This is a genomic window from Delftia sp. WSY_16 (genome assembly GCF_043104415.1).
In the GTDB taxonomy this organism is placed as follows: Bacteria; Pseudomonadota; Gammaproteobacteria; order Burkholderiales; family Burkholderiaceae_C; genus Comamonas; species Comamonas tsuruhatensis.
On sequence record NZ_JBICKS010000037.1, the window covers coordinates 299,243 to 315,192 of the forward strand.

Here is a 15,950-nt window from a genome sequence, read left to right on the forward strand (position 1 = left end):
TCCCATGACCGATACGCAAGACACCCCGCTGCAGCTGCAGCGCGAAGGCGCCATCGCCACGCTGACCTTCCACCGCCCCGCCGCCCTCAACGCCATCGACGTGCCCATGGCACTGGCGCTGCGCGACGCCGTGCGCGCCCTGGCCCAGGACCGCGCGCTGCGCTGCGTGGTGCTGGAAGGCGCAGGCCGCGCCTTCATGGCGGGCGGCGACTTGGACACGCTGGCCGCCGACCCCGTGCGCGGCGCGGCCGAGCTGCTGGCGCCGCTCAACGAGGCCGTGGCGCTGCTGGGCCAGCTAGATGCGCCCGTCATCGCCAAGGTGCATGGCGCGGCGGCAGGCGCAGGCCTGTCGCTGATACTGCAGGCCGACTTCGTCTGCGCGGCCGAGGGCACGCGCTTCAACCTGGCCTACATCAACCTGGGCGCCAGCTGCGACGTGGGCGCCTCCTGGGCGCTGCCGCGCATCGTGGGCCTGCGCAACGCGCTGGAGATCGCCATGCTGGGCGAGACCCTGGACTGCGCCCAAGCGCAGCGCCTGAGCCTCATCAACCGTGTCCTGCCGCCCGCCGAACTCGACGCCGCCGTGCAGCAGCTGGCCCAGCGCCTGGCCGCCGGCCCCACGGTGGCGCTGGGCCATATGCGCCGCCTCATGCGCGCCGGTCTGGACCGCAGCCTGCGCGAGCAGCTGGCGGCCGAGGCCTGCGCCTTCGATGCCTGTGCGCGCACGGCCGACCTGCCGCGCGGCATTGCGGCGTTCCACGCCAGGCAGACGCCGCAATTCGAGGGACGTTGACCTGCGCCCGGAACTGACGCCGAGGCGGCTGCGCTGCCTGCCGCCTGCCCGGCACAATGCACTCCATCCCCCGTGTTCATCGCTTCGAGGAGCTTCACCATGACCCCACGCGACGTCTTCGTCGTCGGCACTGCGCGCACCGCCATCGGCACCTTCGGCGGCAGCCTCAAGGACGTACCCAACACCCAGCTGGCCACCACGGCCGTCAAGGCCGCCATGGAGCGCGCGGGCCTGGCGCCCGACGCCGTCGGCCACGTGGTCATGGGCAATGTGATCCCCACCGATACCAAGGACGCCTACCTCTCGCGCGTGGCCGCCATCGATGCGGGCTGCCCCATCGAGACGCCGGCCTTCAACGTCAACCGGCTGTGCGGCTCCGGCCTGCAGGCCATCGTCTCTGCCGCCCAGGCCATTGCGCTGGGCGATTGCGACGTGGCCATCGGCGGCGGCAGCGAGTCCATGAGCCGCGGCCCCTACTTCGACCAGGCCGCGCGCTGGGGCGCGCGCATGGGCGACGCCAAGAGCATCGACTACATGCTGGGCATCCTGCACGATCCCTGGCAGAAGATGCACATGGGCATCACGGCCGAGAACGTGGCCGAGCGCTACCACATCAGCCGTGAAATGCAGGATGAACTGGCAGCGGCCAGCCACCAGCGCGCGGCCGCTGCCATCGCGGCCGGCCACTTCAAGGAGCAGATCGTTCCCGTGGAAATCGCCACGCGCAAGGGCGTCGTGGTCTTCGACACCGACGAGCATGTGCGCGCGGCCACCACCATCGAAGTGCTCAGCGCCATGAAGCCGGCCTTCCGCAAGGAAGGCGGCACCGTGACGGCCGGCAATGCCTCGGGCATCAACGACGGCGCGGCCGCCGTGGCGCTGGCCGCAGGCGATCGCGTGGCTGCCCTGGGACTGAAGCCGCTGGCGCGCCTGGTCGGCTACGCCCATGCCGGCGTGGACCCCGCCTACATGGGCATAGGCCCCGTGCCGGCCACGCAGAAGGTACTGCAGCGCACGGGCCTGAAGATTGCAGACATGGACGTCATCGAGGCCAACGAGGCCTTCGCGGCCCAGGCCTGCGCCGTGATCCAGCAACTGGCGCTGGACCCGGCCAAGGTCAATCCCAACGGCTCGGGCATCTCGCTGGGCCACCCGGTCGGCGCCACGGGCGCCATCATCACCACCAAGGCCATCGCCGAACTGCAGCGCACGGGCGGCCGCTATGCGCTGGTGACCATGTGCATAGGCGGCGGCCAGGGCATCGCAGCCATCTTCGAAAGGGTCTGAGCGCCCTGGGGGCGCGGCGATGTTTCACATGAAACATTGCCGGCCCGGGTGCCCGGCTGCTGGCTCAGAACGGCGCTTCTTCAGGCGCCGTGTCCACGGGTGCCGTGGCCGGCCCCGTCAGCGCTCCACGGCCCGATGCCGCTGCGCGCGGTGCCGTCGCGGGAGCGTAGGCAGCAGGCGTCTGCAGCGATGCGGGAAGATCCTGGCCCAGGCCCGTGCGCCCTTCCCCGCCCAACGCCTCGATCAGATCGGGGATGAGCCTGGACAGCTCGCCCGTGGCAATCGCCACGTCGGCATCGAAGCCGCCGTCGTCCTGCGACTGGCCTTCCATCACGGCATCGAGCAGCGCGATCTTGCGGATCTGCAGACCCTCGGTCAGCACAAAGCTCACGCGGTCGTCCCAGGTCAGCGCCAGGCGCGTGGGCAGCTTGCCGTGCTCGATGTGCTGGCGCACCTCGTCGATGTCCAGCGGATGGCGCGCATAGCGCACCACGGCCTTGGATTCGTCGGCGGCCTTGAGCTCGCATTCACGGTCAATCGAAAAGCCGGCCGGGCTTTCCTGCGTGGTCAGCCAGTGCGCCATGGCGGCCTGTGCGCTGGTCTGCGTATCGACCAGGGCCAGCGCAAAGCCTGTGAGGCCCTCCACCAGCGAGCTGACCACCTCGTCGGCGCGCGCCTGGCTGCCGGTGTCCAGCACCAGGGTGCGGGCCTGCGGGTCCAGCCACACCCACATGGAGCCCTGCTTGGTGAAGGCCATGGGCAGCAGGTCCAGCTTGGCCTCGTCCTTGAGTTCCTTCTTTTCCTTCTTGCCGGGCTTGCGGCCTTCGGTGGCCTCGATGTGGGCGGCCTTCTCGTTGACGCGGCGGTTGAGCACGCTGGCCGGCAGCATCTTGGCCTCGGTCATGAAGCGCATCACCCACTGATTGGCCACGGACTCGGCCAGCGGGCCATGGGGCTCGCCGCGCGGCGGCACCCAGCCGGCGCTGCGCTCCTGCGTGGCGCCGCACTCGGCAAACGGGCTCTTGCCCAGGGCTTCTTCAAGCTGCTGCAAATCGCCCTGCCAGCTCTCGGCAATGCGATAGACGATCATGTTTTTGAACATAGCGAACCTTTGCTCGGACGGACTGCGGCCGTGCCGCAAGAGGGTGTGCAACACCGGGCTGCGCCGCCTCCATCCAGAGGGAGAAAACAGAAAAAACAGCAGGGGCGCCATGCCTTGGCGCCCCGCCCGGCCATTGTGCATGCCTGGCACCGGACAGCGCTGCACAAGCTTGTCAATTCTTTACAAGCCCTGCGCAAAACCTCACGGCCCCGATACATCGGACGACCACACTTCAACCATCCGCTGCACAGGGCTCGCCAAGTGCCTTGACGGCGGCCTTCAGTCACCCTCTCCAGAAAGGATTTTGGAATGACCACCACCTTCCGCCGCACCCTCGCCAGCGCCGCAGCTGCCACCGCCTTGCTGGCCTCGTTCGCCCTGCCCTCGTACGCCCAGACCGCCGCGCCGGCAGCACCGGCTGCAGCCACCACGCCCAAGCCCGAACGTCCCATGCACAAGCCCGGCGAGCGCCGCGAGCACATGCAGCAGCGCATCGCCAAGCTCAAGGCCGACCTCAAGCTCACGCCGGCCCAGGAGACCGCATGGAACACCTATGCGGCCACCTTCAAGCCCGGCGAGCGTCCCCAGCGCATGGAGCGCGAGGACTTCGCCAAGCTGACCACGCCCCAGCGCATCGACAAGATGCGTGAAATGCGCGCCCAGCGCGCGGCCGATGCCGATCGCCGCGGCGAAGCCACCAAGGCCTTCTACGCCCAGCTGGATGCCAGCCAGCAAAAGACCTTCGATGCCGCCACGCTGCACAAGGGCCACCCTGGCCACCACGGCATGGGCCACGGCCCGCGCCATGACCACAAGAGCGGCCAGGCCCGCCCTGCCCCGGCACCTGCCCAGTAAGCGCCAGCCTGGCCTGCCTGCCACCGGCGGGCAGCCGGATTGCTTGAGCCAGCCCTTGCACGGACGCCTTGTCGGGCGACCGACAGTGCAAGGGCTTTTTTGCTGACGCCCCGGTCTTCACCAGCCTCCCTAGAGTGTTACAGGCACAGCAACGTGTGCCGCCCCCGGAGAAGATCATGGCCCTCAAAATCATTCAAACGACGCCATCCAGCTACCAGCGCCTCGCCAAGGCACGCATCCATCCGCCAGCACGCCTGGCAGCGACCGTGATGCTGGCCTGCGCAGGCGCTGTCCTGCCGATGGCGACCCAGGCGCAATCCTTGGCGCCGGAATCCACCCCTTCCCTGTACCTGCAATATGGCGCGGCCGAGCGCAGCGCCGACAGCTGGACCCTGGGCGTTACCGTGCCCTGGCGCAACTGGCGCCATGCGCTGTGGGGCGGCCAGCTCAGCGGCTACTGGGATATCTGGGGCGCGCGATGGTCCGCCCCCCTGGAAGGCAGCCACCGCAGCACCTGGGTGGTGGGCATCAATCCCACGCTGCGCTGGCGTGGCAGCAACGGACAGTCGCCCTGGTTTGCAGAAACCGGCGTGGGTCTGAGCTGGGCACTGAACCGGCGCTACGTCACGGACGAGAAGGAATTCCCGACCCGCTACAACTTCGCCACCCATATCGGCGTGGGCTACCTGTTTGGCAACCAAGGCCAGCATGAACTGGTGCTGAGGCTGGAGCACCATTCCAACGCTGGCATCAAGAAGCCCAACCCCGGCGAAAACTTCCTGCAGGTGCGCTACGCCCACCATTTCTGACCATCGCTGCAGCCCAGCCCCGACCACCCGCGAGGTGGTCTTTTTTTTGCCCGCTGCAGACCTGTGGAAAAACCTGGGTATAAAAACCTTGTAAATCCATACTTATTCACAGGATGGATGCATCGCGGAAAGTTGTTCCCAAAACGGGTGCAGCTGCAAGGCAGCATCCACCACAGGGTTTGCATACTCATAACTTATTGATTTTCCATGTGAAAAATCAGTTATCAACAATTAAGCGCTTCACTTACTACTACTACTAATTAAAAAATAGAAGAAATAGGAATAACAGCCGAGCTCGGTTTTTCACAGCACGAACGCCGATCTGGATAAAAAAAGCAGCCCCCTTGCCCAGGAAAAGCTGCTTGTCAACAGATCACAGCATGGTCAGACCCTGTGTTCATCCATGCATCACAGGTCTACCTTCTGACTGATAAACGCTTAAATTTCTTTTAAATCAATAACTTACGAGAAAACATCACAAAAAAAGCCTGTCATGCAAAACTGTGGATAGAAGATGATCAACTTTCAAGTTATCCACAGAAAAATCCGTGACATGCAATCTATCCCCGTTGGCAAGACACCGGGAACAGGGCGTTGACCACATGTTTTTCAGTACGCTAGATCCTTGTTTTTTTTAAGGTAATGGCAGTTATCCACAGAGATATCATGCCTCTACTACTACGACTATTCTTTATAAGAAGATCAAAGAACAACCAAAGGCGAAGTCACGCCGGGAAGCCAAGGCAGCCAGGTTTGCCAAAAAAACAGACGCGTGAGCTTGGCTGGAGCCAGGCATGTGCAAATAAGGACTGCGCTCCAGCGAAATTGGCGCGCCTGTCTGCAAAAAATCCGCAAGGCTCCTGGGCGATGGCCTTGCTCATGAAGACAAGACTTCACCCGTCACCCGGTTGGCATGCAGGTGAACGACGGCCTTTTTCACGCCTGGCTGTGAACAACCAGGGAAAACTTCGAGGAAACGGCGTCTCTCGCACGGGCGCATGCGGACACGCCAGAGACCACCGTTGTTCATTCAAAAAAATTCAATCCTTGATCTGGGCCCTGCTAGCGGCCTGTGCATCCGAATCAGGAGCAGCTGATCCAGCACTGGCAAGGGCAATCACGAAAAGTGATGGCTGCAGCACTGCAGGGAGAAAGGATGGGAATCAGGCCGTCTCTCCAACGGCCCGCAGACAGCGCAAACACCAGGCAGATGCCAGGAACCCTGCAGGGGCGCCAAAGCGCTTCCTGGGGCCGCCTGATGGCCTGTGGGCCGAGATCTACGGGGGTGGTCGGCAGGTGTGGCCTGCGAGGTCGCGCAGGTCCTTTGAACCTGTTGCCGGGCGCCGCATGCATGAACGGATCCCGTGGAGTGAAGTTGCCCACAGGCTGTGTGCAAATGGCCTGTGGGCAATCGGGAGGATGGTTTTCAGGAAAATTGCCTGAAATCAAGGGCTTGTGTGGATGGGGGAAGGTGGAGGAAACGGAGAGGGGCTGGTTTCCCCGTTCTTTCCACAGCTTTCGTCTCAGCGTGCCGGGCGGCGCTGCAGGGCAAAGGGCGGCAGGCCCTTGAGCAGCTGCTGGCCATAGCTGGTGTTCACCAGGCGCCGGTCATAGCAGTAGACATGGGCCTGGTCTTCCTCGGTGCGGATGGCGCGGCCCACCCACTGGGCCAGCCGTATCGCCGTGGCCGGCACCACGAGTTCGTTGAAGGGGTTGCGGCCGCTGCTGCGCAGCCATTCGGCGCGGGCCTCGCCCACGGGGTCGTCGGGCGGGGCAAAGGGCAGCTTGGTGATGAACAGGGACTCGCACAGTGCGCCGGGCAGGTCCAGTCCCTCCCCGAAGGACTGCATGCCGAAGATGATGGAGGGCTCGCCCATCTCCACGGCATCGCGGTGGCGTGCCAGCAGCAGGGCGCGGGGCATGGCCGTCTGCACCAGCACCTGCGAGCGCATGGCCGTGGACAGCGCATCCACCGCCAGGCGCATCTGCTCGCGCGAGGTGAACAGCACCAGGGCGCCAGCCTGCACACGGGACAGGTCGCCCAGCAGCGCGTCCACCATCTCTTGGGTGAAGCGGGCGGCTTCCTTCGGATCGGCCACGGTTTCGCGCGCCACCAGCGTGCCCTGTCGCGCGTAGTCGAAGGGGCTGGGCACTTCCAGCGTGGTCACGGCCGCATCGTCGTGCAGGCCGGCCTCGCGCAGGAAGAAGTCGAATTGTCCACAGCTGGTCAAGGTGGCCGACGTGAGCACCGCGCCGCGCACCTGGGACCACAGGTGATGGCGCAGCGTGGCGCCGGGCAGGATGGGGCTGGCATGGGCCTTGACCACGATGTACTCGCCATCTGTCTCCAACGTGAACCATTTGGCATTGGGCACGCGGCTACTGTCGTCATCCTGCGCCGGCTGCTGCATCAGCAACTGGGCCGTGTCATAGACGGATTCCAGGCGGGGTGCCAGTGCGCCAACCTGTGCATAAGCTGTAGACAGCCTGCGTGCTTCCTCTGGATTGTCCTTGATGGCGGCACGCAGCGCCTTGGAGATGGCGCGCAGCGCGTCCAGAAAGCTGTTGGCATGGTGGGCCGCCCTGCCCAGCGGCTCCAGCAGGGGCTCGGGCAGCATGCCGCGCGGCACGCGCACCCGGGCCGGCCCCCAGCTGTCCTTTTGTGACTTGAGCGTATCGCCGTACAGCTCCATCACCAGGCGCGCCAGTTCCTGCAGCTGCTGGCGCAGCTGGCTTGCATGGCTGGGCAGGTCGGCCAGTTCCTCCACTTCGACCAGGGTATTCACGCGCAGGGCGCGGCTGGTCAGCTTGTCTATCCAGCCCAGGCGGCTCAGGTCCATCTCGCCGGCGAACTGGCCCAGCGCCGTGGCGGGCAGATGGTGGGCTTCGTCCAGCACCAGAAGGCAGTTGTCCAGCTCGGGCAGCAGCCGCGCGCCCAGGGAGGACAGCAGCAGATCGTGGTTGGCCACGATGACCTGGGCGGCCACCAGGTCCTTGCGGCGCTCGTAGTAGACGCAGTTGCTGAAGGCCGGGCAGTGCTTGCCCGTGCAGGACGAGGATTCGGCCGCCACGGGGCTCCAGGCCTCGGCCTCGGGCGGGGTTTCCAGAGAGTCGCGGTCGCCGTCCCAGGCCTGGCTGGCCAGCGCGTTGGCCATGCTTTTGTAGAACTGCATGCGCGCCTCCAGCTCCAGGGCCGGGCGTGCCACGCGGCTTTGGGCCTGGGCCTTTTCCTCGGCGAACAGATCGTCCAGATCCTCGTCCTGGGCCTCGCCGGTGCTGGCCAGCCGCTCCAGCTTCAGTTTGCAGACAAAGCGGCCCCGGCCCTTGGCCAGCGCGAACTTGAAAGGCTGCTCCAGCTGCTGGGCCAGCGCGGGCAGATCCTTGTTCACCAGCTGTTCCTGCAGCGCCACGGTGGCCGTGGAAATCAGCACCCGGGTGCCGCGCGCCAGCGCCATCGAAATGGCGGGAATGCTGTACGCCAGCGATTTGCCCACCCCCGTTCCGGCCTGCACCACGGCAATGGACCGGGTGGGCTCCGGCGCGCCCTCATCGATTTTTCCCAGCTGGGCCTGGCTCAAGGTCTGCGCGACCTGGGCTGCCATTTTTCGCTGCCCCTCACGATTTCGGAACCCCGGGATGGCTCCGACCACGTCATCGAAGGATTTCAGGGCTTGGTCAGCCCATTTTTTTTCATGCATTTCGGCGTATTTCGACCAGATGGATCACTTTGGTCCGTCTGTTTATAAGGATTCGTACAGTGATATGTATTAAATAAGATGCGAAATCTTATGGAATACAGCGCACAAAGCGCGTTTTTCGTATGCCGTACAGCCTACAAGCTGCACGTCATATGGATCACTGCACCCGCCAATCGCATGTGCGTACAGGTGGGTATCGGAGGCCGGGATGGACATCTGTCCACCGGCTGTTCCTGGATTGTTCCCATGGCCGTTGATGGCTGTGCGCGTGGCTGCATCCACAGTCTTGCCCACAGCTGCCAGGGTGTGCGGCCTGTGGTCAATCTTGTGTGCATGCTGTTGGCATGCCTGTGGATTGATGGAGTGATTGTCGCGATTCATCGTTGATTTGCAACGAATTTTTCGCGGATTCAGGTTTGCTGCAATTTGCAGAAGGTGATGAAAGTTGTCACCACTGTGGAAAACAGGGCCTGTGCAGATCTCTGGCTTTGCAGGGCGCATTTTTCCCCGGGATATCCACAGGTCTGCCGCCGCTGCGGCCTGGCCTGGGTCCCACGCCAGGCGGCAGGTCCGGGACCGCGCAGGCTGTGCGCCGCGGACCGCGCCGGATCTCGCAAAAGTCCGCCAAAGGCACAGACCATCCCCGCCGGGGACAGGTCCCGGGGGCGAGCCCAGGGCATGCGAGTGCCTTACCAAACGGTAATGAAGGCTTCACGCACGCCGGAAGATGCGTTTTCTAGCATCTGTTTCATCTCAGGAGACAAGGGTCGGCTCGCTGCAGTCCCTGCGCTCCAGGCATGGATTGAAGGGGCAAGAATGATCAAGACACTTGCGGGCCTGCCCACGGCAGCCCGGTTTCCGGCGGCCTCGGCATGCGCCGTCATCGCCGTGGCCTGCCTTGTGGCGGGCTGCGATGCATCCAAGGCATCGGCACAGAACGAGCCTGCCGCGCAGGCACCCGCGCCCGCCGGCGTGGTGCGGGTCAAGCCCGAGTCGCTGAAGATGCTGGACATCGCCGCGGTGGCCGATCCGCAGGGCACGCAGATGGCCTGGGCGCCGGCGCGCGTGACCTTTGCCGAGGACCGCGTGGCCACCGTCTCGGTGCCGCTGGCCGCGCGCGTGGTGTCCGTGCGTGCCCACGTGGGCGACATCGTCAAGGCCGGCGACGAGCTGGCCACCCTGGTCAGCCCCGAGGCGCTGCGCGTGCGCTACGAAGTGGAAGCTGCCCGCAGCGCGCATGACGTGGCCACCGTGGAAGTGCGGCGCCAGCAGACCATGGTGGACAAGGGCGTGGGCGTGGAGGTGGATCTGCGCGCGGCCCAGGCAAAGCTGCGCGAGTCGGCCCAGGAGCTGGCGCGTGCCCAGGGCACGTCGGCGCTGCTGGGGCAAGGCGGCGGCGACCGGCTGGTGCTGCGTGCGCCGCGCGCCGGCGTGGTGGCCGAGCGCAAGGCCGTGGTCGGCGCCTCGGTCGAGCCCAGCGGCGAGCTGTTCCTGATCGGCGATCCCGCCGCCATGAACGTGGTGGCCGATGTCTTCGAAAGCGATCTGCCCGGCATCCGCCTGGGCAGTGCCGTGCAGGTCGATGTGCCGCAGCTGCCCAAGCCCCTGACCGGCACGGTGCGCCACCTGGGCGCCACGCTGGACAAGGAATCGCGCCGCGCCTCCGTCATCGTGCAGCTCGATGCGCAAAACCCCGTGCTGCGTTCCGGCATGCAGGCGCGCGTGGGCCTGCAGGTCTCCAACGAGCACGAGATGCTGATCCCCGTGACGGCCGTGCTCATCAAGGATGAAAGCCGCAGCATCGTCTTCGTGCAGACCGGCGAGCTGCAGTTCGAGGCCCGCACCGTGGTGCTGGGCCGGCCCTCGCGCGGCATGGTGCCCGTGGTGTCGGGCCTGAAGTCGGGTGAGAAGATCGTCGTGCGCGGTGGCCTGCTGCTCGACGGCGCAGCCAGCCAGCTGCTCTGATCGCGGCAAGGAGTCCCATCAATGCTGCGTTCCCTGATAGCGTTTGTGGTGCACCGGCGGCTCGTCGCCCTGTGCGCCACCCTGATCATCGCCATCTATGGCGTGTATTCGTACCTGCACACGGCCATCGAGGCCTATCCCGATGTGACCAATGTGCAGGTGGGCGTGATTGCCCAGGCGCCGGGCCTGGCCCCCGAGGAGGTGGAGCGCCAGATCACCCAGCCGCTGGAGCGCGAGCTCAACGGCACGCCGGGCCTGGTGTCGCTGCGCTCGGAGAGCTACTTCGGCCTGGCCATGATCAACCTCGTCTTCAATGACGAGGCCGACAGCTTCCATGCGCGCGCCGAGGTGTCGCAGCGCCTGCCCCAGGCCAATCTGCCCGACGGCGTCACGCCCGAGATGGCGCCCGACTACACGCCGCTGGGCAAGATCTTCTACTACCGCCTGAAGAGCGACCGCCACACGCTGGCGCAGCTGCGCACCGAGCAGGAATGGCGCGTGGTGCGCGTGCTCAAGCAGGTGCAGGGCGTGGCGGACGTGGTCAGCATCGGCGGCTTCGTCAAGGAGTACCACGTCGAGGTCGATCCCGAGAAGCTGTATGCGCTGGGCCTGTCGCTGGAAGACGTGAGCGATGCCCTGTCCAAGTCCAACCGCAACGTGGGCGGCGGCCTGATGCGCCGCGGCGAGCAGTCGCTGATCATCCGCGGTATCGGCCTGCTGCGCACGCCGCAGGAGATCCAGGGCGTGGTCGTGGCCATGCGCGGCAGCGCGCCCGTGACCATTGGCGACGTGGCGCGCGTGGTGCAGTCGCACACGCCGCGCCAGGGCTCGGTGGGCATGGACGATGCCGACGACGTGGTCCAGGGCATCGTGCTGCTCAAGCGCGGCGAGAACCCCTCGGTGGTGCTGGACCAGATCCATGCCAAGGTGGCCGCGCTCAATGACGGCGGCCTGCCCGAGGGCATGCACATGGAGACCAACTACGACCGCTCCGACCTGGTCGGCCACACGCTGGGCACGGTGCAGCACAACCTGCTGTTCGGCGCCACGCTGATCGTGGGCGTGCTGTGGCTGTTCCTGCGCAGCCTGCGCGGCTCGCTGATCGTGGCCACAGTGATCCCGCTGTCGCTGCTGGTGGCCTTCATCGGCCTGCACCTGCTGGGCATGCCGGCCAACCTGATCTCCATGGGTGCCATCGACTTCGGCATCATGGTGGACGGCGCCGTGGTGCTGGCCGAGAACATCATCCGCAACGCCCGCCTGCGCAAGCCGCAGACGCAGGCGGACATGCGCCACATCATCATCGACTCGGCCGTGGCCGTGGCCAAGCCCACGCTGTTCGCCATGGCCATCGTGATCGCGGCGCTGATCCCCGTGTTCTCGCTGGAAAGCATCGAGGGCCGCATCTTCCGTCCGCTGGCCATGACCTACAGCTTCGCGCTGCTGGGTGCCCTGGTCTTCGCCATGGGCCTGGTGCCGGCGCTGTGCGCGCTGTTCCTCAAGCCCCAGCACGTGATGGTGGAAGAGCCCAAGATCTTCGACCGCGCGCACCACGGCTACCAGCACTGGATCGGCAGCCTGCTGGGCGCCGGGCGGCGCCGTGTCATGGTGGTGGTCGCCTCGCTGGCCATCCTGGTGGCGGCCGGCCTGTCGGCCGCCTGGCTGGGCACGGAATTCCTGCCCGAGCTCGATGAAGGCGACGCCTACGTGCTGGTGCAGATGCCGGCATCGATCTCGCTGGAAAAGGGCCAGGAAGTGCTGCGCGACGTGCGCCTGCGCCTGAAGACCTTCCCCGAGGTCATCACCGTCACCACCGAGCAGGGCCGTCCCGAGTCCGGCACCGACAACGAGACGCTGAACCTGGCCAAGGTGCTGGTGCGCCTGAAGGGCCACGGCGAATGGCGCAAGGGCCTGACCAAGCCCCAGCTCATCGAGCAGATGCGCGCCACGCTCAGCGAGATTCCGGGCGTGTCGTTCAACTTCGCCCAGCCCATCCGCGACAGCGTGGAGGAATCGACGTCCGGCGCGCGCGGCCAGGTGGTGCTCAAGGTCTTCGGCCCCGACATTCCGCAGCTGCGCTCCATCCTGCAGCAGACCGTGGACCTGGTGAAGGACATCGACGGCGTGGTCGACCTGGGCCTGTACCGCGACGCGCCTGCGCCCCAGGTGCACGTGGAGTTCGACCGCCAGGCGCTGGCGCGCCAGGGCATTGCCATGGAGACCGCGCAAAAGACGCTGGAGGCGGCGCTGGCCGGCAACATCTCCACCACGCTGTGGGAAGGCGAGTACCCCGTGCCCGTGCGCGTGCGCCTGCCCTACGTGGACCGCATGGACGAGGAACGCATCCGCAACATCGCCATCCCCTTGCCCAATGGCGCTGCGGGCGGCTCGGTGCCGCTGCACTCCGTGGGCCAGGTGGCCATCAAGATCGGCAACTCCTCCATCTTCCGCGAAGGCAATGCGCGCTACATGGCGCTCAAGTTCAACGTGGAAGGCCGTGACATCGGCTCCGTGGTCAAGGACACGCTGGCCACGTTCAAGAAGAACGTGAAGATCCCCGAGGGCTACCAGGCCGTCTGGGGCGGCGAGTGGGAGAACCAGCAGCGCGCGGCCGCACGCCTGAAGATCGTGGTGCCGCTGTCGCTGATCATCGTCTACGCCCTGCTGTTCGGCGCGCTGGGCCAGGCGCGCAGCGCCGGCATCATCTTGCTGTGCGCGCCCTTCACCATGGTGGGCGGCATCGCGGCCCTGCACTTGGCGGGCATCGAGCTGTCCATCAGCGCGGCCATCGGCTTCATCGCCTTGCTGGGGCAGGTGGCGCTGGCCGGCCTGCTGGTGATCTCGGCCGTGGAGGAGCTGCGACGGCAGGGCATGCCCATGATGCAGGCCCTGGTCGAGGGCGCTGCCGAGCGCATGCGCTCCATCGTGCTCGTGGCGCTGCTGGCGCTGCTGGGCCTGCTGCCCATGGCGCTGTCCACGGGCGTGGGCAGCGAGACGCAAAAGCCCTTCGCCTCCGTGATCGTGGGCGGCATGGTGGTGCTGCCCCTGGTGGCCCTGGTGCTGCTGCCCGTGCTCTATGCGCTGCTGGGCCCCAAGAACATGTTGACGCAGGAAGAACTCGATGAAAAAGAGTAAGCACCCCCTGAGCGGCTGCGCCGCTTCCCCCTCTCTCGCTTCGCGGGAGGGGGACGACGCCATCGCCGCGAGGCGGCTCTTGCTTGGCGTCTCTGATTTGGGCCGTGCCGGTTTTGTGGGTCGTTCACCTTATCGGGCCCTGTTTGTGGCTGTGGCGCTGTGCTGCGGGGCGGGTTCTGCGCTTGCGCAGCAGGCTGTACCCGCTGTACCCGCTGTACCCGCTGTACCGGGCGGGGCGGCTGTGCCGGCCATCACTGCGGCGCCTGCTTCCGAGGTGGCTCCGGCGGCTGCGCCGCAGCAGCCGGTGGGGATGCAGGAGTATCTGCAGATGGTGGTGCGCAACCAGCCCCAGCTGGCTGCGCAGCGACTGCAGATCGGGATTGCGCAGGCGGACAGCCGCACGGCGGCGGCGTTTCCCAATCCTTCGGCGTCGTACAGCAGCAAGCCGGGCGAGAAGCAGTGGGGCATAGAGCAGCCGCTGCCCATTTTCGGCCAGCGGCGCCTGCGCATGGAGAACGCGCGCAAGGGCGAGACGGCGGCGCGCGCCAATGTCGAGGTGGCCGTGGCCACCACGCTCAACGATGCAGCCACGGCCTTCATTGATCTGCTGATGACGCAGCAGCGCCTGAAGGTCTGGCAAGAGGCGCAGGAGGCCCTGAACAGCGCGGGCAATATCGTGCGCGGACAGATCGAGGCCGGTGCGCGCAGCCGCTATGACGGCGCGCGCCTGAGCCTGCAGCAGGCCCAGATGGCCATGCAGGTCAGCCAGGCCCAGTCGGACTGGCAGGACGCCGCCTCGCACGCCGCCGCCCTGGCCGCCCTGCCCCAGTGGGCACCGCGCGCCACGGGCAGCCTGCAGGCCGTTCCCGTGGCCCAGCTGCTGCACGAGCAGGAACTTTGGGAGGCCGCGCGCCTGCGCCTGCCGGCCCTGGTGGCCGCCCAGGCCGAGCTGGACCAGCTGCGCCACAAGGTCGAGCTGGAACGCCGCGAAGCCCTGCCCACGCCCAGCATCAGCGTGGCGCGGGTGCGCAACCGGCTGGACGGCAACTACAACCAGATCGGCGTGTCGGTGGAGCTGCCGCTGTTCGATCGCCGCGAAGGCCCCATCGCGCGTGCCCAGGTGGAGGCCGAGCAGGCCCAGCTGCGCTACGACGCCGCGCTGATCGAGGCGCGTACCGAGCTGCAGCGCGCCATCAGGCAACTGAAGCTGCGCCGCGATGCCGTGCGCGCCTACGAAAAGCAGGGCCTGGCCCAGATCGCGCCGCTCAACCAGATGGCCCAGGATGCCTACAAGCTGGGCCAGGGCTCCATCCTGGAGCTGATCGATTCGCTGGGATCGATCAACGAGCACCGCCTGGAGCACCTGGACCTGGTCAAGGAAATGATGCTGGCCGAGTGGCAGGTGCGCGTGGCCAGCGGCGATCTGCCGATGTGGGCAGCGCCCTGACGGTTTCATGCGGCGCGGTGCTCTGGGATGCCGCGCGGCCCTGCCCCTAGCTGGAAAGAGGTGGTCAACATGCCGGCACCCCCACCGATCTCGGCGGAGTCTGGCGCGCCGTATAGTGTCTGCCTCAGTTTCGAGTCAGGCCCTGCCGCCCGCATGTACCGCTATCTCATCATCGAAGACGACGCGCTGAACGCGCGCTACATCGCCGAAGGCCTGCGCCAGCAGGGCGCGCAGGTGGCGGTGTGCAGCGATGGTGTGCAGGGCATCGCCATGGCCGTGGGCGAGAGCTGGGATGTGATCATCCTCGACCGCATGCTGCCCAACGGCTTCGACGGCCTGCAGATCCTGCAGACGCTGCGCTCCATGGGCAAGCAGACGCCGGTGCTGGTGCTCAGCGCCCTGTCGGCCACAGACGAGCGCGTGCGCGGCCTCAAGGCCGGCTGCGACGACTACCTGACCAAGCCCTTTGCCTTCTCCGAACTCTCGGCACGCCTGGAGGCCCTGGTGCGCCGCGCCCAGATCCCGGCCCCTGCGCGCGAGATGCGCCTGGCCGACCTGCGGCTGAACCTGCTCACGCGCAGCGCCGAGCGCGCGGGCCAGCCGCTGGCGCTGCAGCCGCGCGAGTTCCGCCTGCTGGCCTTTCTGATGCAGCACGCGCACCAGATCGTCACGCGCACCATGCTGCTGGAGTCGGTGTGGGACTACCGGTTCGACCCGCAGACCAATGTCATCGACGTGCACATCAGCCGCCTGCGCGGCAAGGTGGACAAGGGCTTCGAGCCCGCGCTGATCCACACCGTGCGCGGCGTGGGCTACAGCCTGTCGGACCGGCCGCAGGACCTGCCGCAGGTGGCCTGAT

Annotated in this window: 10 protein-coding genes; 8 read left to right on the forward strand and 2 right to left on the reverse strand. The window is 66.5% G+C overall.

What is annotated here, in order from left to right; translation table 11 throughout:
- The first annotated feature begins 4 nt into the window (after positions 1 to 4).
- Together ACF8O7_RS19345 and ACF8O7_RS19350 are read left to right on the forward strand one after the other, a co-directional pair.
- Positions 5 to 793 (forward strand): enoyl-CoA hydratase/isomerase family protein, encoded by a 789-nt coding sequence (locus ACF8O7_RS19345; protein WP_126311538.1) that lies wholly within the window; start codon positions 5 to 7, stop codon positions 791 to 793.
- 99 nt (positions 794 to 892) lie between these two features.
- Positions 893 to 2,080, forward strand: coding sequence for an acetyl-CoA C-acyltransferase family protein (locus ACF8O7_RS19350; RefSeq protein ID WP_016447274.1), 1,188 nt, complete (start codon positions 893 to 895; stop codon positions 2,078 to 2,080).
- Positions 2,081 to 2,144: 64 nt separating this feature from the next.
- Here the strand turns inward: ACF8O7_RS19350 and ACF8O7_RS19355 are convergent, their stop codons facing one another.
- Entirely contained in the window at positions 2,145 to 3,182 is a 1,038-nt protein-coding gene (locus ACF8O7_RS19355; RefSeq protein ID WP_126311537.1) for a recombination-associated protein RdgC, read from the reverse strand.
- Positions 3,183 to 3,491: 309 nt separating this feature from the next.
- Here ACF8O7_RS19355 and ACF8O7_RS19360 point away from each other — a divergent pair, with 309 nt between their 5' ends.
- Positions 3,492 to 4,037: a Spy/CpxP family protein refolding chaperone gene (locus ACF8O7_RS19360; protein ID WP_126311536.1), complete on the forward strand. Its 546-nt coding sequence runs from the start codon at positions 3,492 to 3,494 to the stop codon at positions 4,035 to 4,037.
- A 176-nt stretch (positions 4,038 to 4,213) separates the two neighbouring features.
- Entirely contained in the window at positions 4,214 to 4,846 is a 633-nt protein-coding gene (locus ACF8O7_RS19365; protein ID WP_126311535.1) for an acyloxyacyl hydrolase, read from the forward strand.
- 1,523 nt (positions 4,847 to 6,369) lie between these two features.
- Here the strand turns inward: ACF8O7_RS19365 and dinG are convergent.
- Positions 6,370 to 8,544: an ATP-dependent DNA helicase DinG gene (dinG, locus tag ACF8O7_RS19370; RefSeq protein WP_154832960.1), complete on the reverse strand. Its 2,175-nt coding sequence runs from the start codon at positions 8,542 to 8,544 to the stop codon at positions 6,370 to 6,372.
- A gap of 816 nt (positions 8,545 to 9,360) precedes the next feature.
- Here dinG and ACF8O7_RS19375 point away from each other — a divergent pair.
- From ACF8O7_RS19375 to ACF8O7_RS19390, 4 genes are all read left to right on the forward strand, one after another.
- Positions 9,361 to 10,509 carry an efflux RND transporter periplasmic adaptor subunit gene (locus tag ACF8O7_RS19375; RefSeq protein WP_016454185.1) on the forward strand — a complete coding sequence of 383 codons (1,149 nt, stop codon included), beginning with the start codon at positions 9,361 to 9,363 and terminating at the stop codon, positions 10,507 to 10,509.
- Between the two features lie 21 nt (positions 10,510 to 10,530).
- A complete protein-coding gene (locus ACF8O7_RS19380; protein ID WP_016447267.1) occupies positions 10,531 to 13,644 on the forward strand; it encodes an efflux RND transporter permease subunit in 3,114 nt (1,037 codons plus the stop codon).
- Between the two features lie 310 nt (positions 13,645 to 13,954).
- Positions 13,955 to 15,091, forward strand: a complete 1,137-nt coding sequence (locus ACF8O7_RS19385; protein WP_223275166.1) for a TolC family protein — start codon at positions 13,955 to 13,957, stop codon at positions 15,089 to 15,091.
- A 153-nt stretch (positions 15,092 to 15,244) separates the two neighbouring features.
- Complete coding sequence (locus ACF8O7_RS19390; protein ID WP_017407046.1) at positions 15,245 to 15,949, forward strand: response regulator transcription factor; 705 nt, start codon at positions 15,245 to 15,247, stop codon at positions 15,947 to 15,949.
- Position 15,950 lies beyond the last annotated feature (1 nt).

Bases quoted from the DNA above. Each gene is read 5' to 3' on its own strand.
- ACF8O7_RS19345 (WP_126311538.1), top strand. From the start codon at position 5: ATGACCGATACGCAAGACACCCCGCTGCAGCTGCAGCGCGAAGGCGCC.
- ACF8O7_RS19350 (WP_016447274.1), top strand. From the start codon at position 893: ATGACCCCACGCGACGTCTTCGTCGTCGGCACTGCGCGCACCGCCATC.
- ACF8O7_RS19355 (WP_126311537.1), bottom strand. From the start codon at position 3,182: ATGTTCAAAAACATGATCGTCTATCGCATTGCCGAGAGCTGGCAGGGC.
- ACF8O7_RS19360 (WP_126311536.1), top strand. From the start codon at position 3,492: ATGACCACCACCTTCCGCCGCACCCTCGCCAGCGCCGCAGCTGCCACC.
- ACF8O7_RS19365 (WP_126311535.1), top strand. From the start codon at position 4,214: ATGGCCCTCAAAATCATTCAAACGACGCCATCCAGCTACCAGCGCCTC.
- dinG (WP_154832960.1), bottom strand. From the start codon at position 8,544: ATGCATGAAAAAAAATGGGCTGACCAAGCCCTGAAATCCTTCGATGAC.
- ACF8O7_RS19375 (WP_016454185.1), top strand. From the start codon at position 9,361: ATGATCAAGACACTTGCGGGCCTGCCCACGGCAGCCCGGTTTCCGGCG.
- ACF8O7_RS19380 (WP_016447267.1), top strand. From the start codon at position 10,531: ATGCTGCGTTCCCTGATAGCGTTTGTGGTGCACCGGCGGCTCGTCGCC.
- ACF8O7_RS19385 (WP_223275166.1), top strand. From the start codon at position 13,955: ATGCAGGAGTATCTGCAGATGGTGGTGCGCAACCAGCCCCAGCTGGCT.
- ACF8O7_RS19390 (WP_017407046.1), top strand. From the start codon at position 15,245: ATGTACCGCTATCTCATCATCGAAGACGACGCGCTGAACGCGCGCTAC.